Source organism: Mycobacterium asiaticum, from assembly GCF_001668675.1.
In the GTDB taxonomy this organism is placed as follows: domain Bacteria; phylum Actinomycetota; class Actinomycetes; order Mycobacteriales; family Mycobacteriaceae; genus Mycobacterium; species Mycobacterium asiaticum_D.
Map to the genome: position 1 here is coordinate 1 of NZ_LZKQ01000067.1, position 25,277 is coordinate 25,277.

A 25,277-nucleotide genomic window follows, 5' to 3' on the forward strand; every position below is an offset into this window, starting at 1 on the left:
AATGTAGACCGTGGTGACGAACGTCCGCCGCGTGGTTACCTGCGCCAGCGCGCCCACCAGCACCCACGGGTCGGGACGGGCGGTGAAGTTCTACGTCAGCAGCGCGTTTCTGAAAACGCCCGACATCATCGAAATCGCCAAGGCGGCAGACGAACTCGGCTACGACGGCCTCGGGATCCCGGATCACGTCGTCAACCTGGAGACGCTACAGACGCCGTACCCGTACACCAAAGACGGGCAACGTCGTTGGCAGCCCTTCACCGACTGGGCCGACCCGTGGGTGCTGGTGGGCGCGCTGGCGCAGGTAACCACGCGGCTGAAGTTCGTCACCACGGTCTACATTCCGGCGATGCGCAACCCGTACTCGGCGGCCAAAGCCATTGGCACGGCGGCACTCCTGGCGTCCGGGCGGATTGAGCTGGGCATCGGGGTGGGTTGGTGCCGCGAGGAATTCGAGTTGATGGGGGAGCGGTTCGAGGCCCGCGGCAAGCGCACCGACGAGATGATCGAGCTGATGCGCGAATTGTGGTCACCGGGCTGGACCGAATTCGACGGCGAGTTCTACAAGGCGCCGCGGCTCGAGATGCAGCCGACGCCACCGCCGATCCCGGTCTATGTGGGCGGGCTCAGCGACATTGCGCTGCGCCGCGCCGCCCGCAACGACGGCTGGATCGGGGACCTGATCACCACCGATCGTGCCATCGAACGAGTGAACAAGCTGCGGGAATTGCGCGCCGCGCAAGGTCTTTCGATGGACGGATACGCGATCCTGACGCCATTGACCGACTCGTTCACGGCCGCGGACTATCAGCGTGCCGAGGATGCGGGTATCACCGGGATCATCACCATGCCGTGGATGTTCTACGCTGGGCCGGACGCGACGCTGGCGGAGAAGATCGACGGCCTGCGCCGTTTCCGCGAGGACCTCGCCTTGGGCTAGCGCGAGCAGACGCTTACGCGCCCGACACGCCGGGCGTGCGGGCGCGTAAGCGTCTGCTCGCGGGGGTCAGCGGCAGGCGCTCGCAATGGCGAGCCAGTCATCGGCGGCCAGGCCGCTCTCGCCCGTCGGGTCGTACCGGTTCAGCAGCCCGGCAACGGTCAGGTGTTCACCCGGTGTGAAACCGTGCCCACCGAGTAATGCATTGAGGCCCGACTCGGTGAAGTCGCTGCGGTACGGTTCGCCGCGCCGAGCCACCAGGCGGGTCATGCGGCGCGCGCCGCGCCATGGGGTGCTTCCGTCCACAACACCGGCGCGGATGTAGTCCACGACCAAACGGCTACCCGGCGCACAGACGTCGGCAAGATCGCCCAGTGTCGCCGCTATCGCCCTGCGGGTCAGATACGGAGTCACGCCGAGCCAGCTGACCAGGCTCGGTCTGCTCGGGTCGAGACCGGCGTCGAGCAGGCGCTCGCGCAGCGCATCCCGTTCGAAATCGCATGGCACCCAGACCGTTCGGCTACTTGCCGTCAGCAACCGTTCGGCGATCGGGCGTTTGCGCGCCTGGGTGGCGGGCGCGTCGACCTCGAAAACGGTCACCGGTGCTCCGGCCAGCCGTAGGCAGGTGGTGTCGAAGCCGGCGCCGAGCAGCACGATCTGGTCGATGCCGATGGAAATGGCGGCCCGCCAGGCGTCATCGGCGTAGCGCACCCGCAGCGTGATGTGCGCGTGCAGACCGCCCCACAGCCAGTCGAACAACCGCAGGACGGCATCGGCTGTTCGCGGGTGCGCCAGCACCGCCCGCAATGCCGGGTGCTCAACGAAATTGTTCGAGTGCGGGTCGTGGACCAGTCGACGGTCGGGCGGACGCAAGGTTTCTGCGGCGCGTTGGGCGGCGTTGGCCTGAGCGGTCAGGCTCGCCCTCCGGTCGAGGCGCCGGCGTGGGGCGGCTGAGATCGTCACGGTATCGAGGCTACGAAGCGATCGGTTCACGAGTAAGGTCCAATTTGATGGCGAATTTGTGTACCAGTTCCGCCCGCGGCATCGACCTGCATCTCGACCTGCCGCCCGGCCGAGGCCGACGGGTGGCGCTGGAAACCGCGCTGCGACAAGCGATCCGGGAGGGCCGGCTGGCCGCCGGGGAGTCATTGCCGTCCTCTCGGTCGCTGGCCGCCGAATTCGGACTGGCCCGCGGAACCGTCGTCGAGGTCTACGCCCAGCTGGCCGCCGAGGGATACCTGCGTGCCCGGCCGGGCGCGGCCACCACGGTTGCCCAGGGACCCCACCTGCCCGCGCCGGTCAGCCCCGAGCGCCGGCCAAGCCGCATCATCGCCGACTTCCGATTGGGCCGTCCGGACCTGAGCATGTTTCCCCGCGCCGAATGGCTGCGCGCGCTACGACGAGCGCTGCACGTCACCCCGCACGCCGAACTCGGCCCGGGCGATCCCCGCGGGTCGCTGCGGTTGCGCACCGTGCTGGCGAACTACCTGGGCCGGGTTCGCGGGGTGCTCACCACCCCGGAGCAGTTGGTGATCTGCGCTGGCTTCACGCAGGGATTGCGGCTGACCTGTGATGCGCTCGCCGCGCACGGGGCGCTCGCTGTTGCCTTGGAGGATCCGTGCCTACCCGACCATCGGGCGGTCACGGTCGCGAGCGGACTCGATATCGTGCCGCTCCGGGTCGACGACGGCGGCGCCCGGCCGGAGGGGCTGACCGGTGCCGTCGCGGGCGCGGTCCTGACTCCGGCCCACCAGGCGCCGCTGGGGGCGACGCTGGAGGCGCAGCGGCGCACCGAGTTCACCCGGATCGCCGCGGCAAGCGGCGGGTATCTGGTTGAGGACGACTACGACGGGGAGTTCCGCTACGACCGTCATCCTGTCGGTGCACTGCAGGGCCTGGCGCCTGAGTGCGTCATCTACGCCGGCAGCGCCAGCAAGAGCCTGGCTCCGGGATTGCGCTTGGGCTGGTTGGCGGTGCCCACAGACCTGGTCGACGCAGTGGTCGAGGCCAAACGCCGCGCCGATCGCGGTACCGATGTGCTGGCACAGCTGGCGTTCGCGGAATTGATCGAGTCGGGTGGCTTGGACCGGCACGTCCGCCGGATGCGGCGTCGCTACCGTGATCGCCGCGATGCGCTCGTCGAGACGCTGGACCGACACGCACCGTCGGTGTCGGTGCACGGAATTGCCGCCGGGCTGCATGCCGTGGTGTCGCTACCCGACGACGCGGTCGAATCCGAGGTGGTGTCCCGCGCGCTGCGACAGGGCATCGCGCTGACGGGACTGGCGCCGTTCTGGCACGGTGCGGGTCCGCGGACCGCGGGCATCGTTGTCGGCTACGGGACACCGTTCGAGCACGAATACACCGCCGCGCTGGAACACCTCGGCCGGTTGCTCAAGGTCGCCTTGGGCTAGGGCGAGCAGACGTGAAAGCGCCCGACACGCCGTGCATGCGGGCGCTTTTACTGGGGGCACCTCCCGCTTGCGGGGGACTGCTCGCGCCGGTAGCGGCTCACCGCACCTGGACAGCGGTCTGCAGGGTTACCTCAGAGATGTCCGAGTGGCTTCGGCCGCCGGTGTTGCCGAGCGTGCTGATCCACACCAGCACGAAAGGCGTTGACGCCGACGCATTTACCGGTATGACGTTGTGTCCCGGGTGCACCGCCGTGGGTGGGCTGAGCTCTGCGGTGTCGCCGAGCTTGCCGGGTGTCGCAGTCGCCGACGACCGGATTTGCAGCACACTGCCGGTGCTGTCCAGGTCGACGGTCACGGCACTGAGCGTCGTCGGCTCGGGAAGCTGCAGGAGCAGCCCGACACCGTCCTTGAACTTCGGAAACGGCTCCGGGTCGAAGTAGGTGTCGCTCGACCACGCGGTGGCGGGATTGCCGTCGATCGCCAGACCGGCGGTGCCGGGGCTATCCGGCGCCCCGCCGGGGGAGAACACCGAGGCTGCCAGCGGGTGCACCGTCCCGGGACCGGCCGCCACCAGCGATGGTGGCGGTTTGGCGGGCGGCGTGGTCGTCTGCAGACCAAGTTTGTCGCCGCTCATGGCTACTTCGGTATCGAAAACGCCGACCAGCCGGCTGATGGTGCTGGCAAAGGTGAGCAGCACGACCAGCACGATCACCGCCGCGGCCCCCAGACACGTCTTGACCAGTTGTCGGCGGGCGTGTTCGGCACGTTCGACCGGCCCGAAATTGCGGAAGGTGGCGTAGTGGCCGGGCGCCGGTATCGGCATCAGTTCCCGGGTCGCGGCCGGGTCGGCTTTGGAGTCCGCACTGGCCTGACGCAGCAGCGTCGTGATCGTCTGCGCGCTGCGGATGCCCGCATCGTCGCGCACCAGGGCCGCGGCGGTGGTCGACACCAGAAACGGGACCTGCGGATTGAGCGTCGCGGGATCCTGGACGCGACCCTGCGCGTCGAACTCGACGGGGTGCCAATCCCGCCTCGCGGCTTCGTCGGCGAGGGGCCAGCGATTGACCAGCAACGCGTACATGACGGCGCCGATGCCGCGGAGGTCGTCGCGCGACGTGGCCTCGGGCATCGTGGCCGGGAACGCGAGCACGGAGCGCCCCTCCACGCTGACCCGGATCCGGGCGGGATGGTCGATCGACAGCGTCGCACCCGCGCGATGGGCCGCCTCGGCGGCCTCGGCCAGCGACAACACCGCATCCGAGACACCGAGAGGCGATGGAGCGGTATCGGCCACCTCTTTCAGGGTGGCACCGCGAATCCATTGCGAGACAACGACTCCGCCGCAATAGTCGCGCCCCACGTCGATCACTGTGGCGAGATAGGGCGAATTGACGCCGCGCAGGCTCGCGGTGCGCGAGAGGATGGCGTCGATGGTCGCCTTGGGCAACTTGTTCTCCGGGTCGACCACCGTGATCGCCAGGTGTTGACCGGTCACCGTGTCGGCGGCCTGCCAGAACTGCAGGTGCGGCGCCTCGCCGTAGAACAGCAGCAGTCGGATCCGGCCGCTGGCGATGGTGGCCCCGGCGACCAGCGGGTTGGCTTCGCCGCTCGGTGATCGCGGTTCCGTCCAGAGGTAAGGAATGTGCGCCGTCGCCACCTCGGGCGGGATGGGTTCGCTGGCGGTCATCGCTTCGTTTCGGGCTGGGGCCGAGCAGACGCTAAAGCACCCGACACGCCGTGCGTGCGGGGGCTTTAGCGTCTGCTCGCGCAGGTGAACGGCTGCCATTCACATAGCCGGGAAACGACGCCCCCAAACCGGTGCATGCCAGCCACGGACTGGGTTGACCCAGACACAAAAGCACCCGGCACGCCGGGTGGTTCCGGCACGCCGGGCGTGCGGGTGCTTTTGTGTCTGCTGGCCTACACGTCGTAGTACAGCGCGAACTCGTACGGGTGCGGGCGGATCTGCACCGGCAGGATCTCGTTCTCGCGCTTGTAGGCGATCCACGTCTCGATCAAGTCCGGCGTGAAAACGCCGCCCTCGGTGAGGTATTCGTGGTCGGCCTCCAAGCGGTCGATCACCGCGGACAGCTGCGTCGGAGCCTGCGGGATGTTCGCGGCCTCCTCCGGCGGCAACTCGTAGAGGTCCTTGTCGACCGGCGCCTGCGGCTCGATCTTGTTGCGGATACCGTCCAGGCCGGCCATCAGCATCGCCGAGAACGCCAGGTACGGGTTGCCCGACGAGTCGGGGCAACGGAACTCCAGCCGCTTGGCCTTCGGGTTGCTGCCCGTGATCGGGATGCGCACACACGCCGAGCGGTTGCGCTGGCTGTACACCAGGTTGATCGGCGCCTCGTAGCCCGGGACCAGCCGCTTGTAGGAGTTCACCGTCGGGTTGGTGAAGGCCAGCAGCGACGGCGCGTGGTGCAGCAGGCCACCGATGTAGTGGCGGGCGGTGTCCGACAGGCCGGCGTAACCAGTCTCGTCGTACATCAACGGGTTGCCGTCCTTCCACAGCGACTGGTGGGTGTGCATACCCGACCCGTTGTCACCGAACAGCGGCTTGGGCATGAACGTGACGGTCTTGCCGTTGGCCCAGGCGGTGTTCTTCACGATGTACTTGTAGAGCTGCATGTCGTCGGCGGCGTGCAGCAGCGTGTTGAACTTGTAGTTGATCTCGGCCTGGCCACCGGTACCCACCTCGTGGTGGCCCTTCTCCAATACGAAGCCGGCGTTGATCAAGTTGGTGAGCATCTTGTCGCGCAGGTCGACGTAGTGGTCGACCGGGGCCACCGGGAAGTAGCCGCCCTTGGGACGGACCTTGTAGCCGCGGTTGGGGCTGCCGTCGAGTTCGTTGGGGGATCCGGTGTTCCACCAGCCCGAGATCGCGTCGACCTCGTAGAACGAGCCGTTGGTGCGCGAGTCGAATGCGACCGAGTCGAAGATGTAGAACTCGGCCTCGGCGCCGAAGTACGCGGTGTCGGCGATGCCGGTGCTGATCAAGTAGTTCTCGGCCTTGCGGGCGACGTTACGAGGATCGCGCGAGTAGGGCTCGAGGGTGAACGGGTCGTGCACGAAGAAGTTCAGGTTCAGCGTCTTGGCTTCCCGGAACTGGTCGATTTTCGCGGTTGCCGGGTCCGGCAGCAGCAACATGTCGGACTCGTGGATCGACTGGAAACCGCGGATGGACGAGCCGTCGAATGCCAAACCCTCGTCGAACACGCTCTCGTCGAAGAACGAGATCGGAATCGTGAAGTGCTGCATGATTCCGGGCAGGTCGCAGAAACGGACGTCGACAAACTCGACGTTTTCATCTTTGGCAAGTTTAAAGACGTCGTCGGGCGTCTTATCCGTCACAGGAGGCTCCTTTACTTGGTGATTCGCGGCCGACGCTAGGGAGCAGTTGTTGCCCGTCAGTCAACCCCGTGTTGCGCAGAGGTTACGCACCACACTCCCGCAACAAGGCTCGGCGACAGCCGCGCCCTATTGTGAACGTCATGGCCCGCAAGATCGTAACCGTTGCCCGGTCATCTTGGTACGGCATGTCCCGCGCCCGCGTCGGAAGGGTCTGATGACGCAGGGATCAACTTCCGGTTACCCGGGTGAAGCGCTCGGCTTGCCGGAGTCGGGGTCGGGCTCGCTGGCGCGGATGGGACGCCGGATCGGCGCGCTGTTCATCGATTGGCTGATCGCCGCGGGCCTGGCGCTGCTGTTGCTGGCGTTCGGCGCCATCCCGGACACCGTGTTGTCGACGGCGCAGCTGCTGATCTGGGTGGTGCTGGGCTCGCTGTCGGTGCGCCTGTTCGGCGTGACGGCGGGTCAACTGGCGCTGGGCCTGCAGGTGGCGGCGGTCGACGGCCGGTTGCCGATCGGCATCGGACGAGCACTGGGCCGCAACCTGTTGATCTTCCTGGTAGTGCCGCCGCTGTTCACCGACGCCGACGGGCGGGGACTGCAGGACCGGCTCACCAAAACCGCGGTGCTGCGCCGCTAGAAGTTACTTGCGGCGCACGGTGCGCTGCACGCCCCGCATCTTGCCGGCGTTGGGCAGCGGCCCCTTGGGCATCATGGCCGCACCGGCCCGCGTACCCAGGGCCGCCAACCGCGACTCCAGCGCATCCATCTGCTTGACGGTGATGTTGGCCGGCAGGCGCGTCAGGTGCCGTTCCAGCTTGGCCAGGGCGACCTCGCCCTCGCCGTTGCCGACGATCACGTCGTAAATGGGCACGTCGCCGACGATCCGCGCGGTGCGCTTCTTCTCCTGAGCCAACAGCGGCTTGACCCGCCCCGCCGAGCCCTCGCCGACGAAGATGACGCCCGGCCGTCCGATCACCCGGTGCACCGCGTCGAAGTGCCCGGTCGCGGCCACCCCGGGGGTGACCCGCCACTTGCCGCGCATGTTGTCCAGCACCCACGCGGCGGCGCCGGTCTGGCCCTCGGCCTGGCGGTAAATACTGCGCTGGGCCCGTCGGCCGAAGATGATGAACGCGACCAGCGCGCCCAGCATCAGGCCGATCGGGATCATCATGATCATGGTCAGCCCGCCGGCCCAGATGCCGAACCCCACCGCGGCGGCAACGATCAGCACAAACGCGCCGATCATGTAGGGCAGCAGGCGTTTGTCCTGCTTGCGCTGCATGTTGAACGCCTGCCACAACTGGCTGCGACGCTCCTTGGCCGCGGCCTTGCGGGCGGCCGTCGCCTCGGCCTTGGCGGCCTTGTTCTCAGCAGCTGATCGGGATTTCGCCATAGTCAAAGGATACGGACGTGGCGGTCACCCAGACGCTGAGGTGCGGGCGGCACGGGCCTGCTCGTAGAGCCGACCGGCCCGGTACGACGAGCGGACCAGCGGCCCGGACAACACCCCGGCGAAGCCCAGGCCCTCCGCGTACTGCGCGAACTCGACGAACTCGTCGGGAGTGACCCAGCGCTGCACCGGGTGATGGCGCGCCGAGGGTCGCAGGTACTGGGTGATGGTGACGATGTCGCAGCCGGCGGCGTGCAGATCGGACAGCGCGGTGCGCACCTCCTCGGGGGTTTCGCCCAAGCCGAGGATGAGGTTGCTCTTGCTGACCAGCCCGGCGGCGCGCGCGGCGGTGAGCACATCCAGGCTGCGCTGGTAGGTGAAGGCCGGACGGATCCGCTTGAAGATCCGCGGCACGGTTTCGATGTTGTGCGCCAACACTTCTGGCCGGGAATCGAAGACCTCGGCGAGCCGGGCGGGGTCACCCTGGAAGTCGGGAATCAGCAACTCGACGCCAGTGGCGGGGTTGAGTTTCTTGATGGCGCGGACCGTCTCGGCGTACAGCCAGGCGCCGCCGTCGGGCAGGTCGTCGCGGGCGACGCCGGTGACGGTGGCGTAGCGCAGGCTCATGGCCTGCACGCTTTCGGCTACCCGGCGCGGCTCGTCGCGGTCCAGCTCGGCGGGCTTCCCGGTGTCGATCTGGCAGAAGTCACACCGACGGGTGCACTGGTCGCCGCCGATCAGGAAGGTCGCTTCACGGTCTTCCCAGCATTCGAAGATGTTGGGGCAGCCGGCCTCTTCGCAGACGGTGTGCAGCCCCTCACGACGAACCAGGCTCTTCAGTTCGGTGTATTCCGGCCCCATCCGCGCGCGGGTCTTGATCCACGGCGGTTTGCGCTCGATCGGGGTCTGCGCGTTGCGCACCTCCAGGCGCAGCAGCTTGCGGCCTTCCGGTGCGACAGTCACGTCGTCGATGCTACGCGGGCGGCGAGATGTTGCCGCACCGGCAGCAGCCCGTCGAGAGCGTCGCAAACCGCGTCGGCGACCGCGGTCCGGACCTCGGCCACCGGCACCGGGCGGCGCAATTCCGCCGACAACGACGTCACCCCGGCGTCGCTGATCCCGCACGGCACGATCGTGTCGAACGAACCCAGGTCGCAGTCGCAGTTCAGGGCGAAACCGTGCAACGTCGTCGAGCGCGCCACCCGCACGCCGATCGCGGCGACCTTGCGCGCGGGCCGGCCCGGCACCCATACGCCCGAGCGTCCGTCGACCCGGCCGGCGTCCAGCCCCAGCTCGGTGCACACCCTGATCAGGGCTTCTTCGATGCGGCGGACGTAATTGACCACGTCCAGGGGTTCGGCCAGCCCGATGATCGGATAGCCCACCAGTTGCCCCGGACCGTGCCAGGTGATCTTGCCGCCGCGGTCGGTGTCCACCACCGGGGTGCCGTCCAGCGGCCTTTCCTGCGGTTCGGTGCGACGACCGGCGGTGTAGACGGCCGGGTGCTCGAGCAGCAGCAGCGTGTCCGGGCCGCCCGCGACGCGTGCGTCGGCCAGCTCGCGCTGCAGCTGCCAGGCTTGCCGGTAGTCGATCGTTCCGAGCTGTTGCACCTCGATTGGGGCGGAGCCGGACCGGATGGAACCCGTCACCCCAGCGAGGTTACTCGCTTCGCGCGCCGCTCGGTGCCCGTCGTCAGTCGCCGTCGCGGCGGGCGGTGGCGTAGTCGAGCGCTTCGCCAATCGTGTTGTGGTGGAAGCGGAAACCGGCCTTTTCCAGGGCTGTCGGAATGGCGCGCTGCCCGGTCAGCAGCCCCTCGTCGGCGAATTCACCGAGGGCCGCGCGCACCGCGAAGCCGGGCACCGCCAACGGCGTGGGGCGGTTGACCGCGCGGCCGAGAGCGGTGGTGAACTCCGCGTTGGTGACCGGGGCGGGGCCGGTCATGTTCACCGGACCCGACAGCGCGGGGTTGGAGATCGCGAACAGCAGCGCCCGGACCTCGTCCTCCAAACTGATCCAGGACATGTACTGGCGGCCACTGCCCAGGCGGGCACCCAGGCCCAGCGAGAACACCGGACGCATCATCCGCAGCGCGCCGCCCGCCGGCGCCAGCACCACACCGGTGCGGGCCAGCACCACCCGGGTGCCGTCGTACTGCGCCGGCAGGGTGGCGGCTTCCCAGTCCACGCACAGCTGCGCCAGGAAACCCCTTCCGGCCGAGTCGTTTTCGTCGACCACGCGGTCCTTGGTGTCGCCGTAATAGCCCACCGCACTGGCGTTGATCAGGGTGCCGACGCCAGCGTCGGCGACGGCGGCGGCGAGCACCTCGGTCGGCGCGATCCGGCTGTCCCGCAAGCTCTGCTTGAACGCGCCCGACCACCGGCGTTGACCGACGTTGACCCCGCACAGGTTGACCACCACGTCGACATCGGTGAGCGCGTCGGGATCGAACTCGCCGCTTTCGGGATTCCAGTGCAGCTCTTCGGAATTCGCCGGGGTTCGGCGCACGATCCGCAGCACGTCGTGGTCAGCCGCACGCAGCGCCGCGGTCAGGGCCGAGCCGATCAGGCCGGACGAACCCGCTATGGCGACAACGGCTTTGGCCACAGTTCGGAGTCCCCCTGCTACAGGCCCTGCTAAAGGCCTAAGTCGGCCTCGAACGCTCCCTCTTCGAGGCGGTGCTTGATGGTGGTCAGGAACCGGCCCGCGTCCGCGCCGTCGATGAGCCGGTGGTCGTAGGTCAGCGGGAAGTAGCTGATCGAGCGGACGCCGATGGACTCGTTGCCGGCATCGTCGACGATCACCCGGGGCCGCTTGACGATGGCGCCGGTGCCCAGCATGGCGGCCTGCGGCGGCACCAGGATGGGGGTGTCGAACAGGGCGCCCTGGCTGCCGATGTTGGTGATCGTGAAGGTGCCGCCGGACAGCTCGTCGGGCTTGAGCTTGTTCGTCCGGGCGCGGTTGGCGATGTCGGCGATCGCCCGGGCCAGACCGGCCAGCGACAGGTCCCCGGCGTTGTGGACGACGGGGGAGAGCAGGCCCTGTTCGGTGTCAACGGCGAACCCCAGGTGCTCGGCGTCGTAGTAGGTTATTTCCTTGCTTTCCTCGTTGTAGCTGGCGTTGACGTTCGGGTGCGCCTTGAGGGCGTCGATGACCGCCCGCGCGATGAACGGCAGGAACGTCAGATTCACGCCCTCGCGTTCGGCGAAGGCCGCCTTCGCCCGTGCCCGCAGCGCCACGATCTTGGTCATGTCGATCTCGTGGGTCTGGGTCAGCTGCGCGGTCAGCTGCAGCGATTCGCGGGTCTTCTTCGCCGTGATCTGACGGATCCGGCTGGCCTTCTGGGTGGTGCCGCGCAGGTGCGCCAATGCCGAGGACGGAGCCGGGGCGGACGCCTTGGCCGCCGCTGGAGCGGGGGCGGCCGGCGCCTTGGCGGGCTCCTCTTTTGGCTGTTGCTTTTTCTCCGCGGCGGCAAGCACGTCCTGCTTGCGGATGCGACCGCCCACACCGGTGCCGGTCACCTCGGCGAGGTCGATGTCGTGCTCGGCGGCCAGCTTTCGCACGAGCGGCGTGACGTAGGGCCCGCCGTCGGACTCGGACTTCGATTCGGCCTCGGGTTCCTTCTTGGGCTCGGGCTTGGGTTCCGGCTTCGGCTCCGGCTTGGGTTCCGGCTTCGGCTCCGGCTTGGGCTCTTCCTTGGCCTCCGGCGCCGGCTCGGGCTCCGGCTCCGGCTCCGGTTCGGGCTCGGGCTCCTTTTTGGGCTCGGCCTTGGGTTCCGGCTCGGACTCCGCGGACCCGGCCGAGTCCGCGCTGCCGATCTTGGCCAGCTCGCCGCCCACCTCGACGACGTCGTCTTCCTCAGCGGTGATGCTGACCAGTACGCCGGCCACCGGGGACGGGATCTCGGTGTCGACCTTGTCGGTGGACACCTCCACCAGCGGCTCGTCCACCTGCACCGAGTCGCCGACCTTCTTCAGCCATCGCGTCACCGTGCCCTCGGTGACCGACTCACCGAGTTCGGGCATGGTCACCGGCGTCGCGTCGCCGCCACCGGATCCGCCGCTGGACTTCTCCTGCTTGGGTTCCGGTTCCGGCTCGGGTTCCGGCTCCTCGTCGGCTTCCTCTTGAGCCTGCTCCTCGGCCTCGCCGGCGGGCTCGTCCTTCGACTCGGACGAGCCGCCCCCGTCACCGTCGTCCTCACCGCCGATGATGGCGAGGTCGCCGCCCACCTCGACGGTGTCGTCCTCCTGGGCGATGATCTTGGTCAGCACACCCGCGGCCGGAGACGGGATCTCGGTGTCGACCTTGTCGGTGGAGACTTCGACGAGTGGCTCGTCGACTTCGACCGTGTCGCCTTCCTGCTTGAGCCAGCGAGTGACCGTTCCCTCGGTGACGCTCTCGCCGAGTGCCGGCATCTGGACGGAGAAGGCCATCTTTGTTGACTCCTCGAACGGTCGTCGGTGTCGGCGCAGGTCGACCTCTGGCTTACCACACAGTCGTGAACCGGATGCGGAACCCACGTGGATGTCAAAACTATCCTGTCACTCTGCCATCGGTCTCCTGCATTCAGCCCTTGCTACGGTGTGGCCTACTGGCAACGACAATAGGCCCAGGTAGATGCCCAGGTAGCGGAGGTTTGATGGCGGCGACACAGCACGCACCCCAGCAGTTCGTCGACAGCGCCGACGGCCATCGGATCGCGGTGTACGAAGAGGGCAACCGCGAGGGGCCCACCGTGGTGCTGGTGCACGGCTGGCCGGACTCCCACGTGCTGTGGGACGCGGTGGTTCCGCAGCTGGCGCAACGGTTTCGGGTGCTCCGCTACGACAACCGCGGCGTCGGGCTGTCGTCCACACCCAAGCCGGTCGCGGCCTATTCGATGGCGCGATTCGCCGACGATTTCGGCGCTGTCATCGGCGAGTTGAGCCCGGGACAACCGGTCCACGTGCTCGCCCACGACTGGGGCTCGGTGGGGGTGTGGGAGTACCTCAGCCGGCCCGGCGCCAGCGACCGGGTCGCATCGTTCACCTCGGTGTCCGGCCCCGCCCACGATCAATTGGTCAACTTCGTCTTCGGCGGTCTGCGCCGGCCCTGGCGGCTGCGGCACTTCACCGGAGCGCTCGACCAGGCGGTCCGGTTGAGCTACATGGCTTTCTTCTCCATCCCGGTGCTGGCGCCGCTGCTGCTGCGGCTGGCGTTCCGCAGCGCGGCCGTGCGGCGCGCGGTCGTCGACAACATCCCGGCCGACCAGATCCGCCACTCCGCCAACATCGCCAACGACGCCGCCAACTCGGTGAAGGTGTACCCGGCCAACTATTGGCGGTCCTACTCTTCCAAGTTCCGCCGCCAGGGTGTGCACGTCGTGGATGTGCCGGTGCAGCTCATCGTCAACACACACGACAAGTACGTGCGGACGGCCGGCTACGACGAGACGAGCCGCTGGGTGCCCCGACTGTGGCGGCGCGACATCAGGGCCGGCCACTTCTCGCCGATGTCCCACCCGCAGGTGATGGCCACCGCCGTCCACGAGCTCGCCGACCTGACCGAGGGCAAGCCGGCGAGCCGCGCCCTGCTGCGCGCCCAGGTGGGCCGCCCACGCGACTACTTCGGCGACACGTTGGTCGCGGTCACCGGCGCGGGCAGCGGCATCGGGCGCGAAACCGCGTTCGCGTTCGCGCGGGAAGGTGCCGAGGTGGTGGTCAGCGACATCGACGAGGCCACCGTCAAGGAGACCGCCGCCGAGATCACCGCGCGGGGCGGCGTCGCCTACCCCTATGTGCTGGACGTGTCCGACGCCGACGCCGTGGAGGCGTTCGCCGAACGGGTCAGCGCCGAACACGGCGTTCCCGACATCGTCGTCAACAACGCCGGCATCGGTCAGGCGGGCGGCTTCCTGGACACGCCGGCCGAACAGTTCGACCGCGTGCTGGACGTCAACCTCGGCGGCGTCGTCAACGGCTGCCGGGCATTCGGGCGCCGGCTGGTCGAGCGCGGCACCGGCGGACACATCGTCAACGTGTCATCGATGGCTGCATACGCCCCGCTGCAGTCGCTGAACGCCTACTGCACGTCCAAGGCGGCGACGTTCATGTTCTCGGACTGCCTGCGCGCCGAACTCGACGCCGCCGACGTCGCGCTGACCACCATCTGCCCGGGCGTCATCAATACCAACATCATCAACAACACCCGCTTCGACACCCGGGTCGAACTCGACAAGGTCGACGACCGGCGCGGGCAGCTGGGCAAGATGTTCGCGCTGCGCCGGTACGGGCCGGACAAGGTGGCCACCGCGATCGTCTCGGCGGTCAAGAAGAATAAGCCGATCCGGCCCGTGACGTTCGAGGCTTACGCGCTGTACGGCGTTTCCCGAGTGCTGCCCCAGGCGCTGCGCAGCACCGCTCGCGCGCGGGTGATCTGACGGTCGGCGTTGCCTACACGCCCGCGGGAGCGCCTCGGGAGCGGCGCACCAGCAGTGGCCCGGCGACCGCAAGCAAGCCGATCACCGTCAACGGGATCGTCCAGGCGCGCCGGCTCGACAGCGAGGACTCGCACGCGGCGACATAGTCGGTGTGCGGGACGATGTCGTTGAGGATCGGGATGTTGGCCACGCTGCCATTGTTGGCGGCCCTGGCGCCCGCATAATCGCTGACGATCCCGTTGCCGCAGCTAATGGATCCGCCGTTGCTGTTCGCCACCTTCACAGGCACCAGCAGCCCGATTACGCCGGCCAACAGAAGTACGGCGCCTACTGCAAGAATCAACCGTCGCACTGACATCATTCCGGCCTTTCAGAGAAGTGCTTCCCGACGGTTCATGGTTTAGCCGTCGGAGCACTCCGCTAAACGCGGGCAAGCCCGCCGCGGCCCTGCTGTCGGGGACTTGGCACTAAATCGGCGCGGGTGGGGTACTCGGATTCCGAAGATTTCACGCCGAAAGGATTCGCGATGACGTTGACCAAGGATTTGGCGACAGTCCGAGACGTTCAGGCGTCCCGCCAGGAGGTCTGGGACGTGATCGCCAACGGGTGGACCTACACGCAGTGGGTGGTGGGCAACAGTCGCACCCGCGCCGTCGACTCGAACTGGCCCGAGCCCGGGTCGACGATCCGGCATTCGGTCGGAGTGTGGCCGTTGGTGATCAACGACAAGACGGTCGTCGAAAGCTGCACGCCCGGCGAGGAAATCGTGTTGCATGCCCGCGTCGGGCTGATGGGCGCGGCGCGAATCACGATGCGACTGCACGACATTCCGCAGGGGTGCCGGATCGAGATGCACGAGGTGCCGGTCAGTGGACCGGGCGGCCTGGTACCCGATCGCTTGTCGCTGCTCGCCGTCTACCCCCGCAATCGCGAGTGCCTGTGGCGCCTGGGCGCGCTGGCCGAACGCCTCAAGCCGGACGAGGTCGACTAACGCATGGAGGCGGCCGATGCCGTCGTGATCGGAGCCGGTCACCACGGCCTGGTAGCCGCAGCGATGCTGGCGGACGCGGGCTGGGACGTGCTGGTGCTCGAAGCTCAGGCCGACCCGGGTGGGGCGGTGCGTAGCGCCGAACTGACCCCGGGCTACATCACCGACCTGTTCAGTTCCTACTACCCGATGACGGCGGCGTCGCCGGCGATCACCGAACTCGGGCTCGAGGACCACGGACTGCGCTGGTCACACGCCCCGGCAGTGGTCGGTCATCCTCGCCGCGCTGATGACGACGACCCGCCCGTTCTCTACCATGACCCGGCCCACACCGCCGCCGAGTTCGGGCGTCGCGAGCCCGCCGATGCCGACAACTGGCTGCGCGCCGTGGAACTGTGGGACAAGGTCAAGACGCCGCTGCTGAACGCGATGTTGGCGCCCTTCCCGCCGACGCTGCCCTTGCTGCAGCTGCTACACAAGCTCGGCACTGCCGAAGCCATCCGGCTCGCCAATCTCCTTGTGCAGCCGGCCAACTCGATGACGCAGCGGATGTTCGACGGTGAGGCTCCGCGAATCATGCTGCTGGGCAACGCAATGCACGCCGATATTCCGCCCGACGCGCCGGGCAGCGGCGTCATGGGTTTTCTGATGACGATGCTCGGCCAGGACGTGGGCTGGCCCGTGCCGGTCGGTGGCTCGGGACAGCTGACTGCCGCCCTGGTCAAGCGTGCATGCGCGGCCGGCGCGCGGATCGAGTGCGGCCAGCATGTCGGCCGGATCCAGGTGCAGGGTGGCCGGGCGGTCGGGGTCACGACGGCGGCGGGGCGCACTGTTCGGGCGCGGCGGGCGGTCGTCGCCGATGTGACTGCGCCGCAACTGTTTTGCCAGATGCTGCCCGCGGACACGCTGCCGACGAGTTTGCGCGATGACATGGAGCACTTCGAATGGGACCCGCCGGTGGTCAAGGTCAACTATGCACTGGACCGGCGGGTGCCCTGGCGAGCGGCGAACCTGCGCAGCGTGGGCACGGTTCACCTCGGTGCCGACGGTGACGGGCTGGTGCGTTGGATGGCGGACCTGAACACGCGAGTGGTGCCCGAGCGCCCGTTCATGCTGCTGGGTCAGACCACCACCGCGGATCCGACCAGATCACCTGAGGGCACCGAAAGTGTCTGGGCTTATACGCATTTGCCGCGCGAGATCGCCGACGACACCGCGGCGGAAGAGTTGGCGTCGGCGATGGACGATGTGATCGAGGAACACGCCCCAGGGTTCTCTGCCGGAGTGATCTACCGCAACGTGCAACGGCCCTCCGATCTGGAAGCCAGCGACGCGAACCTGCACCACGGCGCGGTCAACGGTGGGACGTCGCAACTGCAGCAGATGCTGATCTTTCGGCCGGCGCCCGGGATGGGACGTGCCGAGACGCCGATCGAGCGGCTCTACCTGGGCAGCGCGTCGGCGTCACCGGGCGGGTCGGTCAACGGCGCCTGCGGCCGCAATGCGGCCAAAGCCGCGCTGGCCGCCGACGGGGTGACCGGTTGGCCGCGGCGCAAGCTCAGCCGCGCGGTGTTCTCGCTGCTGACCAAGTGACGCGTTCTTGGCTAGCCGCGCGCTAGCCGCGCCGAGCGTCACGCTGGGGTGACACTCGACGGCCAACGCCACGCTGGCGTGACGCTCGGCGAGGTGCGGCGTGGCCTCGGCGAGGTGCGGGGTGACGCGCGTCAGCCGTTGGCGACGATGTCTTCCAGCACCGCGATCATGGTGCGGGTGGGCACGCCGGTGGCCCCCTTGGGCGTCGCGCCCCACGGGCTGCCGGTGTTGTAGGCCGGGCCCGCGACGTCAATGTGCGCCCACTCGACCGAATCGGCGACGAATTCCCGCAGGAACACCCCGGCCACCAGCATGCCGGCGAAACGCTGGCCGCTGATGTTGGACAGGTCGGCCACCGTGGACTTCAGGTCGTCTTTGAGCTCGTCGGGCAACGGCATCGGCCAGCCGTTCTCGCCCACCCGCTGCGAGATCGCGGCGACGCGGTCACGGAACTCGTCGCTGCCCATCACGCCGGGGATACGGGCGCCCAGCGCCACCGTCTGGGCGCCGGTCAGGGTGGACGTCTCGATCAGGTAGTCCGGATTGTCCTCACAGGCCCGCACGATGGCATCGGCGAGGATGAGCCGTCCCTCGGCGTCGGTGTTCTGCACCTCGACGGTGATTCCGCCGTACTGGGTCAGCACGTCGCCGGGTCGCTGCGCCGTCGACGACGGCATGTTCTCGGCCATCGGCACGGTCGCGATCACGTCGATCGGCAGCTCCAGCTCGGCGGCCAGGGCCACCGTGGCGATCACCGCGGCCGCACCGCCCATGTCGGAGGTCATGTGGTGCATACCGGCGGCCGGCTTGATCGAGATGCCGCCGGTGTCGAAGGTGACACCCTTGCCCACCAGCGCGACCTTCTTCGCCTGTTTGGCATTTCGGGCCAGCCGGGAGCCGCGATGGATCAACCGGACCAGCCGCGGCGGCCGCGACGAACCCTGCCCCACCCCGATCACACCGCCGTAGCCGGCCTTTTTCAGCGCCTTGTCGTCGAGTACCTCTACCTCGAGGCCCACCGATTCGCCCAGTTTCCTTGCGCGCTTGGCGAACTCATCGGGGAACAGGTGGCTCGGCGGGGTGTTGACGAAGTCGCGCGCGGTGGCCACGGCGGTGGCCACCGCCGCCGCATGCGCGGCCTGCTTCTTGGCGTCCTTAGCGGTGGACAGCACGGTGACCTTGCGCAGTCCGGCGTCTTTCGGCGCGGTCTTGCCGCTGCGGAACGCGCTGAACCGGTAGCTGCCCAGCACCAGCCCTTCCACCACGGCCTCGACGATTCCCTCGCCGGTCAACTCGCCCAGCGTGGTGATCACCGCTTCGGTGCTGCCCAGCGAACGGGCCGCGACACCGGCGGCGCGACGCACCACGTCGGCCGGCCACTCGTATCGGGACTTGCCCAGCCCGACCGTGAGCACGCTGGCCACCGGCAGTGACGACACCACCAGCCGGTGCACCTGTTCGGCGCCGCCCTTGGCGTCCAGGGCGCGCAGGCCGGCCTCGATCTCGGCGACCGCATCGGCAGGCAGGAAGGCCTCGGCCGCGGCAACCGTGGCGGCGGACTCGTCGTTGTCACCGGCCGAGACGACCGGCACCAGCAGGACCGACGAAGATACACCGCGCTTGGGTAGCGCTGAAGCGACCGAGACGGCGGGGGCGTTGTAGGCACTCACGTGCAGTAACCCTAGTCGGGTCAGCCGGACGACGTTTCGTCCGCTGCGCGGGAACGCAGTTCGAAGGCAGCCACCGGGGAGTCAAAACCCTTGAGCGTCAACGGGCCGTACGGCACCGCCGGCCAGTCCGGCAACCGCTTGCGCAGCGCCGAATCGGCCAGGATCTGCGCCGGCCCGGCGACCGCCACCAACCGGGCGGCCAGGTTGACCGGGTTGCCGAAGTAGTCCCCGTTGATGGCCAGCGCGGTGCCGTGCGCGAGGCCGGCCCGCACGTGCAGACCCTCCTGGCGGGCCCGGGGGTGCTCGACGAGATCGACCGCGGCCTGCGCGAGCCGCTCGGCCGAGGAACTCACCCACATCACCGCGTCGCCGATGAACTTGACCACCCGGCCGGCGTTGGCGTGCACCACGTCGGACACGGTGGCGCCGAACTCGTTCAGCAGTTCCTGCAGCTCGTTGGGAGTCAGGGTCTGCGTCAACACCGTGAAGCTGGACAGGTCGGCAAAACCGATGCCGCACACCACACTTGCCGAGGTGTCCCGGATGACGCCTTCGAAGTGGGTCCGGGCGCTGGCCAGGTGGTGGCGGTGCACGATGTCGATCAGGGCGCCGATGCGCGGCACGAACTCCGCGACCGCCCGGTAGGCCTGTGCGGTGGCGAGTTCGTCATGGGTGTAGGTCATCTGAATGTCGGGAGTGCCTGCGCGGATCATCGTCGACTCGGCCTCGGCGAGCCGGGCCATGGTGGCGCCGAGCACCCGCAACAGCCCGAAGGCGCCGTCCTCGCCGACCACGCCCTTCAACGCGACCCAGGTCTTGAGCGCGTCGACGTCGGCCTGGCTCAGCGCCGGGATGTCGGAGCCGGCGACTGTCAGGCCCAACAGCGCCCAGGCATGAGCGATCTCGTCGGCCGACACCCCGACCTGCTCGGCCGCCTCGGTCAGGGTGTAGATCGGCCGTCCCGACCACTGCAGCACGTCACCCGCCAGCCCGAACAGTCGGCCCCGCTGCTCGGCTTCGACCATATCCTCCACGCTGAACCCGAGGTCGGCGAGATATTTGATCAGGTCGGCCCGGCCGCGCGGATCGGCGATTCCCGCCGCCTCCAGCGCGTCGTAGTCCAGCGAGTCGGACACCTGGTCAAGTGTGCCAGCATCGCTCGATTAGGGTGAGACGCCGTGACCGCGCCAGAGCCGTTGACCGGACCGTTGGAAGAGCGCCACCGGGAGCTGGGCGCAAGCTTCGCCGAATTCGGCGGCTGGCTGATGCCGGTGTCCTACGCCGGAACCGTCAGCGAGCACAATGCCACCCGCAACGCCGTCGGGCTTTTCGACGTCAGCCACCTCGGCAAGGCGCTGGTCCGTGGCCCCGCGGCCGCGCAGTTCGTAAACTCCGCGCTCACCAACGACCTGAACCGGATCCGTCCGGGCAAGGCGCAATACACGTTGTGCTGCACCGAATCCGGTGGCGTCATCGACGACCTGATTGCCTACTACGTCAGCGACGACGAAATCTTCCTGGTGCCCAATGCCGCCAACACCGCCGCGGTGGTGCAGGCCCTGCAAGAAACCGCTGATGCCGGTTCGGGGGCGGAGCTCACCATCACCAACCTGCATCGCGACTACGCGGTGCTGGCCGTGCAGGGGCCGCGCTCCACCGACGTCCTGGCCGCGCTCGGCCTGCCCACCGACATGGACTACATGGGCTACGCCGACGCCACCTATTCCGGTGTGCCGGTGCGGGTTTGCCGCACCGGGTACACCGGCGAGCACGGTTACGAGCTGCTGCCGCCGTGGGACTCCGCAGCGGTCGTGTTCGACGCGCTGGTGGGCGCGGTCGCCGACGCCGGCGGTCAGCCGGCCGGCTTGGGCGCGCGCGACACACTGCGGACCGAGATGGGCTACCCGCTGCACGGGCACGAACTGTCCCTGGACATCTCGCCCCTGCAGGCGCGGTGCGGGTGGGCGATCGGCTGGAAGAAGGACGCGTTCTTCGGGCGCGACGCGCTGCTGGCCGAGAAGGAAGCCGGGCCGCGTCGGCTGCTGCGGGGGCTGCGCATGATCGGGCGCGGAGTGCTGCGCCCGGGCCTGAGCGTGCGCGACGGGGAGCACACCATCGGGATCACCACGTCGGGCACGTTCTCGCCCACGTTGCAGCTCGGGATCGCGCTGGCGCTGATCGACACCGACGCCGGGATCCAGGATGGGCAGCAAATCACCGTCGATGTGCGGGGCCGCGCCGTCGACTGCGAAGTGGTCCGCCCGCCTTTCGTCGAGGTGAAAACCCGCTGATCGACGCCTGCGCAGGCAAAAACCCATTGCCAGCCGGTTATAGAATCGGCGCCATGACCAGCGGCCCCCTCGAGTTCACGGTTTCGCCTGCGGCCAACCCCGCTACCGAGGCCGAGCGGGTAGCGATCCTTTCCGACCCCGGATTCGGGAAGTACCACACCGACCACATGGTGTCGATCGACTACGTCGAAGGTCGGGGCTGGCACAACGCGCGGGTCATCGGCTACGGACCGATCGAGCTGGACCCGTCGGCGATCGTGTTGCACTACGCCCAGGAAGTGTTCGAGGGCCTCAAGGCCTACCGATGGACCGACGGTTCGATCGTGTCGTTCCGCGCCGACGCCAACGCGGCCCGGTTGCGTTCGTCGGCGCGGCGGCTGGCGATCCCGGAGCTTCCCGACGAGGTGTTCATCGAATCGCTGCGCCAGTTGATCGCCGTCGACAAGGCGTGGGTGCCCAAAGCGGGCGGTGAAGAGGCGCTGTACCTGCGGCCGTTCATCATCGCCACCGAGCCGGGCTTGGGTGTGCGCCCGGCCAAGGAGTACCGCTACCTGCTGATCGGCTCGCCCGCGGGCGCGTACTTCAAGGGCGGCATCAGCCCGGTGACGGTCTGGATCTCCACCGAATACGTCCGGGCCAGCCCGGGCGGCACCGGGGCGGCGAAGTTCGGTGGCAACTACGCCGCATCGCTGCTGGCTCAGGCGGAGGCCGCTGAGAACGGCTGCGACCAGGTGGTGTGGCTGGACGGGGTGGAACGCCGCTTCGTCGAGGAGATGGGCGGGATGAACCTGTTCTTCGTGCTCGGCAGCGGCGGCTCGGCGCGCCTGGTGACACCGGAGCTGTCCGGTTCGCTGTTGCCGGGGATTACCCGGGATTCGTTGCTGCAGTTGGCGATTGACGCGGGATTCAGTGTCGAGGAACGCAAGATCGATATCGAGGAGTGGGAGAAGAAGGCGGCCTCGGGGGAGATCACCGAGGTGTTCGCCTGCGGCACCGCCGCCGTGATCACCCCGGTCGCGCGGGTCAAGTATGGCCAGGACGAGTTCACCATCGCCGACGGCAAACCCGGTGAGGTGACCATGGCGCTGCGGGACACGCTGACCGGCATTCAGCGCGGTACCTTCGCCGACACCCACGGCTGGATGTCCCGGCTCGGTTAGCTTTCGCTGGGGGCACCTCCCGCTTGCGGGGGACTGCTCACCCAACTAAGGCGACCGCGGTTACCGTCGTCGTCAACTCGATCACCGCACCCAGCACGTCACCGGTGATGCCGCCGAACCGGCGCACACAATGCGCCACCAACATCGTCGCGCACACCACCGCCACCAGCACCGCGACCGGGCCCTGCCACGGCCGCGGACCGGCCAGCGCCGCGCCGGCCAGCAACACCGCCAGCCAACCCAGCGCCACCGCAACCGGCTGGGTGCCGGCCACCTGGGCGCCCAACGCGCTGCCCTCGGCCGCGGGCACCGAACGCCGGCAGGCCAGCACCGCACCGACCCGACCGGCAGCCACGGAGACCACGATCGCCGCGGCGCTCAGCGCGGAAAACGCCAGGCCCTGCAACACGATCACCACCACCACGGCCGCCACCCCAAACGGCCCGGCCGACCCGTCGCGCATCACCGCCAGGGCGCGTTGCGGCGGCCCGTAACAACCCAGACCGTCGGCGGTGTCGGCGAGCCCGTCGATGTGCAGGCCGCGGGTCGCCAGCAGCAGCACCGCCACGGCCAGCACGCCCGACAGCGCGTTCCCCGGCCCGAATGCCAGCCCCGCTGCCCAGGTCACGGCAGCGGCCAGCGCACCCAGGACGGCGCCGACCACCGGGAGCGCCGTCATCGCGCCGCGGCCCATCGGGCCGGACCGGGAGCCTGGCACGGGCAGCACCGTGCCGAACGCGAAAGCCGTTGCCAGCGAACGAATCACGTCGCCGGCCCGGTAACTCCCGCCTCGGTGAACGTCGCCATCGAGGACAGTGCCGCCACGGCGGCGCGCAGGACCGGCAGCGCCACCGCGGCGCCGGTGCCTTCACCCAACCGCATCCGCAGGTCGACTATCGGCTCCAACTCCAGCGCCGTCAGCGCCAGCGAATGCCCAGGTTCGGTGGACCGGTGACCGGCCTGCCACCACTGCCGGGCACCCGGCGCCAGTCGCTCGGCCACCAGCGCGGCGGCCGTCACCGCCATGCCGTCCAGCAGCAGCGGGGTACGCCGAATCGCGGCCTGCGCACAGAAGCCGGCCATCGCCGCGAAGTCCGCCCCGGCGCAGGTGCGCAGAAGGGCGACGGGGTTGTCCTTGATGGGGTGCGCACGGAACAGGGCGTCGCGCACCGCCGCCGTCTTGCGCACCCAGGCGGCGTCGTCGATCCCGGTGCCGAAGCCGACGACGGCGACGGGCTCGGTACCGGTCAGCGCCGCCACCAGCACCGCGGCGGGGGTGGTATTGCCGATGCCCATGTCCCCCGCGATCAGCAGGTCCGCACCCGCGTCGACCTCCTCGTCGGCGATCTGCTGGCCGGACGCTATCGCGCGGGCGGTCTCTTCGTCGGTCAGGGCGTCCTCGACGGCGATGTCGCCGCTGCCGCGCCGCACCTTGTCGCTGAACCGCTCCGTTGGCCCCAGCAACGGCTGCTCGCAGTCCACGGCCAGGTCCACCACCCGCACCGTGGCAGCGGCGATCTCGGCCAGCGCGTTGATCGCCGCGCCGCCGCGCTCGATGTTGGCGACCATCTGGGCGGTCACCTCCGGCGGGTACGCCGATACCCCGGACCGGGCGACGCCGTGGTCGCCGGCGAACACCACGACGCGGGCTCGTTCGAATTGCTTTGGCGGGCAATGGCCCTGGCATGCCGCGGCCCACACCGAGAGTTCTTCCAGCCGGCCCAGCGCGCCGCGCGGCTTGGTCAGGGTGTCCTGCCGGGCGCGGGCTGCGGTTTCGGCGCCGGGGTCCGGCGGTGACACCGGTGCGAACCCGATCATGCCGGCGCCTTGATCGTCAGGGCCTGTCCGGCCACCACCAGCACCACCCGCTCACACAATGCGGCCATGCGCTGGTTGAGCGTGCCCAGTTCGTCGGCGAAGCGGCGTCCGGCGGCCGTCGCAGGCACCACCGTCAGCCCGACCTCGGGGCTGACCAGCACCAGCGTCGATTCGAACGCGCTGACCGCCGACGCCAGATCCGCGACGGGTTCGGTCACCGAGCCGTCCTGCCAGCCCTGTCGGTCCAGTGTGCCGGTGAGCCAGGTGCCGAGATCGTCGACGAGCGCTGGAGCGTCGGGGGACCGGCGCAATTCGGCGGCCACATCATCGGTTTCGACCGTCGTCCAGTGCGCGGGGCGGCGGTTGCGGTGGCGGCTGATCCGCTGCAGCCACTCCGGGTCGGCCTCACCCGGCGGTCCGGGGGCCAGGTAGCGGACCGGCTGATCGGATTGCAGCGCCTGTGTGATCGTGTCCTCCGCCCACCTGGACTTGCCCGACCGGATGCCGCCCAGTACCAGCGTGCGCACGTGTGTTCAGACGGCTTCCGCGTGGCGGTCAGCTGACACTGGCGCCGCGCTCCACTTGCGGCCGGGGCGCGCGCATCCGGCGCATCTGCGAGGCCCGGCCGGCCGCGTAAAGACCGAGCTTCCAATGACTTTCGGTGTTCTTCGGGAATTTCTCGTCCACCCGCTTGCCCACCTTGCGGCCCAGCACGAAGCCGTCGATCATCATCAACATCATCAGCACCAGCATCGCCGGAGACATGTAGAACTGCAGTTGCGGGACCGCGAACATGGCGGCGAGCAGGAACAGCGCCGACGGCATGAACAGGCCCAGCACGTTGCGGCGGGCGTCGACGATGTCGCGGACGTAACGGCGGACCGGACCTTTGTCGCGGGGCAGCAGATAGGCTTCGTCGCCGGCCATCATGCGTTCCCGGCTCTCGGTCATCCGGGCGCGGCCGGCGGTGCGTTCGGCGCGGCGTTCCTCGCGGCTCATCTTGGTGCGCATCGCCTTGCGCCGGGCGCGTGCCTCGGCGGCCGTCATCGGCGCCGGTGCCACCGGACCCTTCCTGCCTTGCGCTTCGCTGCGCTTGGGGGTGGGCCGTCCCTTGGGACCCGTTTTGCGTGACCCGCGTGAGGCGGTGTCGGTCGTGGCGGCCTGTTCCGCCACGACCGGCGGGTCCTGTCCGTCGGTCCCGTTCTTTCCGTCGCCCTTGTTGCGGCCCAGCAGTTTCACAGTCG

The 25,277-nt window shown here is 68.9% G+C and carries 23 protein-coding genes and 1 pseudogene; 8 read left to right on the plus strand and 16 right to left on the minus strand.

The genetic code is table 11. The features are described from left to right. Window positions 1–87 (minus strand): annotated as a pseudogene (locus A9X01_RS29695) (LLM class F420-dependent oxidoreductase); the annotation flags it as partial. On the opposite strand from A9X01_RS29695, the gene A9X01_RS06325 reads away from it, so the two are divergent. Further along, the gene (locus A9X01_RS06325) at window positions 83–940 is read left to right on the plus strand and encodes a TIGR03619 family F420-dependent LLM class oxidoreductase (RefSeq protein ID WP_065119954.1); all 858 of its coding nucleotides are present in this window, start codon (window positions 83–85) and stop codon (window positions 938–940) included. The pseudogene A9X01_RS29695 and the gene A9X01_RS06325 overlap by 5 nt on opposite strands. 66 nt (window positions 941–1,006) lie before the next feature. On the opposite strand, the gene A9X01_RS06330 is transcribed toward A9X01_RS06325, so the two are convergent. Beyond that, window positions 1,007–1,900: a class I SAM-dependent methyltransferase gene (locus A9X01_RS06330; protein WP_253848977.1), complete on the minus strand. Its 894-nt coding sequence runs from the start codon at window positions 1,898–1,900 to the stop codon at window positions 1,007–1,009. 80 nt (window positions 1,901–1,980) lie between these two features. Between A9X01_RS06330 and pdxR the strand changes: the two genes are divergently transcribed. After that, window positions 1,981–3,351: a MocR-like pyridoxine biosynthesis transcription factor PdxR gene (gene pdxR, locus A9X01_RS06335; protein WP_065119956.1), complete on the plus strand. Its 1,371-nt coding sequence runs from the start codon at window positions 1,981–1,983 to the stop codon at window positions 3,349–3,351. Between the two features lie 97 nt (window positions 3,352–3,448). Here pdxR and A9X01_RS06340 read toward each other — a convergent pair whose 3' ends face one another. After that, window positions 3,449–5,038 (minus strand): protein kinase family protein, encoded by a 1,590-nt coding sequence (locus A9X01_RS06340; protein WP_065119938.1) that lies wholly within the window; start codon window positions 5,036–5,038, stop codon window positions 3,449–3,451. A gap of 233 nt (window positions 5,039–5,271) precedes the next feature. Continuing rightward, window positions 5,272–6,708, minus strand: coding sequence for a type I glutamate--ammonia ligase (gene glnA, locus A9X01_RS06345; protein WP_065119939.1), 1,437 nt, complete (start codon window positions 6,706–6,708; stop codon window positions 5,272–5,274). Window positions 6,709–6,922: 214 nt separating this feature from the next. Here glnA and A9X01_RS06350 point away from each other — a divergent pair, with 214 nt between their 5' ends. Beyond that, complete coding sequence (locus A9X01_RS06350) at window positions 6,923–7,345, plus strand: RDD family protein (protein WP_065119940.1); 423 nt, start codon at window positions 6,923–6,925, stop codon at window positions 7,343–7,345. Between the two features lie 3 nt (window positions 7,346–7,348). Here A9X01_RS06350 and A9X01_RS06355 read toward each other — a convergent pair whose 3' ends face one another. The 5 genes from A9X01_RS06355 to sucB are packed head-to-tail and all read right to left on the minus strand — an operon-like array spanning window position 7,349 to window position 12,528. After that, complete coding sequence (locus A9X01_RS06355) at window positions 7,349–8,101, minus strand: DUF4191 domain-containing protein (protein ID WP_065119941.1); 753 nt, start codon at window positions 8,099–8,101, stop codon at window positions 7,349–7,351. Window positions 8,102–8,125: 24 nt separating this feature from the next. Then, window positions 8,126–9,061, minus strand: coding sequence for a lipoyl synthase (gene lipA / locus A9X01_RS06360; protein WP_065119942.1), 936 nt, complete (start codon window positions 9,059–9,061; stop codon window positions 8,126–8,128). Continuing rightward, window positions 9,058–9,747: a lipoyl(octanoyl) transferase LipB gene (gene lipB, locus A9X01_RS06365; protein WP_065119943.1), complete on the minus strand. Its 690-nt coding sequence runs from the start codon at window positions 9,745–9,747 to the stop codon at window positions 9,058–9,060. Before lipB ends, lipA begins: the two co-directional genes overlap by 4 nt. Before the next feature lie 43 nt (window positions 9,748–9,790). After that, entirely contained in the window at window positions 9,791–10,702 is a 912-nt protein-coding gene (locus A9X01_RS06370) for a TIGR01777 family oxidoreductase (RefSeq protein WP_065119944.1), read from the minus strand. 29 nt (window positions 10,703–10,731) lie between these two features. Then, a complete protein-coding gene (gene sucB, locus A9X01_RS06375) occupies window positions 10,732–12,528 on the minus strand; it encodes a 2-oxoglutarate dehydrogenase, E2 component, dihydrolipoamide succinyltransferase (RefSeq protein ID WP_065119945.1) in 1,797 nt (598 codons plus the stop codon). 206 nt (window positions 12,529–12,734) lie between these two features. On the opposite strand from sucB, the gene A9X01_RS06380 reads away from it, so the two are divergent. Further along, a complete protein-coding gene (locus A9X01_RS06380; RefSeq protein ID WP_065119957.1) occupies window positions 12,735–14,513 on the plus strand; it encodes an SDR family oxidoreductase in 1,779 nt (592 codons plus the stop codon). Window positions 14,514–14,526: 13 nt separating this feature from the next. Here the strand turns inward: A9X01_RS06380 and A9X01_RS06385 are convergent, their stop codons facing one another. After that, the gene (locus A9X01_RS06385; protein WP_065038005.1) at window positions 14,527–14,871 is read right to left on the minus strand and encodes an aminopeptidase; all 345 of its coding nucleotides are present in this window, start codon (window positions 14,869–14,871) and stop codon (window positions 14,527–14,529) included. A 168-nt stretch (window positions 14,872–15,039) separates the two neighbouring features. On the opposite strand from A9X01_RS06385, the gene A9X01_RS06390 reads away from it, so the two are divergent. Together A9X01_RS06390 and A9X01_RS06395 are read left to right on the plus strand one after the other, a co-directional pair. Further along, window positions 15,040–15,504, plus strand: coding sequence for an SRPBCC family protein (locus A9X01_RS06390; RefSeq protein WP_065119958.1), 465 nt, complete (start codon window positions 15,040–15,042; stop codon window positions 15,502–15,504). 3 nt (window positions 15,505–15,507) lie between these two features. Next, complete coding sequence (locus tag A9X01_RS06395; RefSeq protein ID WP_065119946.1) at window positions 15,508–17,094, plus strand: phytoene desaturase family protein; 1,587 nt, start codon at window positions 15,508–15,510, stop codon at window positions 17,092–17,094. Window positions 17,095–17,225: 131 nt separating this feature from the next. Here the strand turns inward: A9X01_RS06395 and A9X01_RS06400 are convergent, their stop codons facing one another. Together A9X01_RS06400 and A9X01_RS06405 are read right to left on the minus strand one after the other, a co-directional pair. After that, the gene (locus tag A9X01_RS06400) at window positions 17,226–18,764 is read right to left on the minus strand and encodes a leucyl aminopeptidase (RefSeq protein ID WP_253848979.1); all 1,539 of its coding nucleotides are present in this window, start codon (window positions 18,762–18,764) and stop codon (window positions 17,226–17,228) included. A gap of 20 nt (window positions 18,765–18,784) precedes the next feature. Further along, a complete protein-coding gene (locus A9X01_RS06405; RefSeq protein ID WP_065119948.1) occupies window positions 18,785–19,900 on the minus strand; it encodes an adenylate/guanylate cyclase domain-containing protein in 1,116 nt (371 codons plus the stop codon). A 42-nt stretch (window positions 19,901–19,942) separates the two neighbouring features. On the opposite strand from A9X01_RS06405, the gene gcvT reads away from it, so the two are divergent. Beyond that, window positions 19,943–21,055 carry a glycine cleavage system aminomethyltransferase GcvT gene (gcvT, locus tag A9X01_RS06410; protein WP_065119949.1) on the plus strand — a complete coding sequence of 371 codons (1,113 nt, stop codon included), beginning with the start codon at window positions 19,943–19,945 and terminating at the stop codon, window positions 21,053–21,055. Window positions 21,056–21,108: 53 nt separating this feature from the next. Next, window positions 21,109–22,215: a branched-chain amino acid aminotransferase gene (locus A9X01_RS06415; RefSeq protein ID WP_065119950.1), complete on the plus strand. Its 1,107-nt coding sequence runs from the start codon at window positions 21,109–21,111 to the stop codon at window positions 22,213–22,215. Between the two features lie 37 nt (window positions 22,216–22,252). Here A9X01_RS06415 and A9X01_RS06420 read toward each other — a convergent pair whose 3' ends face one another. From A9X01_RS06420 to A9X01_RS06435, 4 genes are read right to left on the minus strand one after another with little or no spacing between them, the layout of a single operon-like run. After that, window positions 22,253–22,981, minus strand: coding sequence for an adenosylcobinamide-GDP ribazoletransferase (locus A9X01_RS06420; protein WP_065119951.1), 729 nt, complete (start codon window positions 22,979–22,981; stop codon window positions 22,253–22,255). Then, complete coding sequence (gene cobT, locus A9X01_RS06425) at window positions 22,978–24,033, minus strand: nicotinate-nucleotide--dimethylbenzimidazole phosphoribosyltransferase (RefSeq protein WP_065119952.1); 1,056 nt, start codon at window positions 24,031–24,033, stop codon at window positions 22,978–22,980. Before cobT ends, A9X01_RS06420 begins: the two co-directional genes overlap by 4 nt. Beyond that, complete coding sequence (locus A9X01_RS06430; RefSeq protein ID WP_065119953.1) at window positions 24,030–24,560, minus strand: bifunctional adenosylcobinamide kinase/adenosylcobinamide-phosphate guanylyltransferase; 531 nt, start codon at window positions 24,558–24,560, stop codon at window positions 24,030–24,032. The genes cobT and A9X01_RS06430 overlap by 4 nt, the downstream gene beginning before the upstream one ends. 28 nt (window positions 24,561–24,588) lie before the next feature. Continuing rightward, entirely contained in the window at window positions 24,589–25,206 is a 618-nt protein-coding gene (locus A9X01_RS06435) for a DUF3043 domain-containing protein (protein WP_065119959.1), read from the minus strand. Window positions 25,207–25,277: the final 71 nt, after the last annotated feature.

Coding starts and splice junctions, on each gene's coding strand:
- A9X01_RS06340 (WP_065119938.1), bottom strand. CDS start 5,038: ATGACCGCCAGCGAACCCATCCCGCCCGAGGTGGCGACGGCGCACATT.
- A9X01_RS06350 (WP_065119940.1), top strand. CDS start 6,923: ATGACGCAGGGATCAACTTCCGGTTACCCGGGTGAAGCGCTCGGCTTG.
- A9X01_RS06355 (WP_065119941.1), bottom strand. CDS start 8,101: ATGGCGAAATCCCGATCAGCTGCTGAGAACAAGGCCGCCAAGGCCGAG.
- sucB (WP_065119945.1), bottom strand. CDS start 12,528: ATGGCCTTCTCCGTCCAGATGCCGGCACTCGGCGAGAGCGTCACCGAG.
- A9X01_RS06380 (WP_065119957.1), top strand. CDS start 12,735: ATGGCGGCGACACAGCACGCACCCCAGCAGTTCGTCGACAGCGCCGAC.
- A9X01_RS06385 (WP_065038005.1), bottom strand. CDS start 14,871: ATGTCAGTGCGACGGTTGATTCTTGCAGTAGGCGCCGTACTTCTGTTG.
- A9X01_RS06390 (WP_065119958.1), top strand. CDS start 15,040: ATGACGTTGACCAAGGATTTGGCGACAGTCCGAGACGTTCAGGCGTCC.
- A9X01_RS06395 (WP_065119946.1), top strand. CDS start 15,508: ATGGAGGCGGCCGATGCCGTCGTGATCGGAGCCGGTCACCACGGCCTG.
- A9X01_RS06415 (WP_065119950.1), top strand. CDS start 21,109: ATGACCAGCGGCCCCCTCGAGTTCACGGTTTCGCCTGCGGCCAACCCC.
- cobT (WP_065119952.1), bottom strand. CDS start 24,033: ATGATCGGGTTCGCACCGGTGTCACCGCCGGACCCCGGCGCCGAAACC.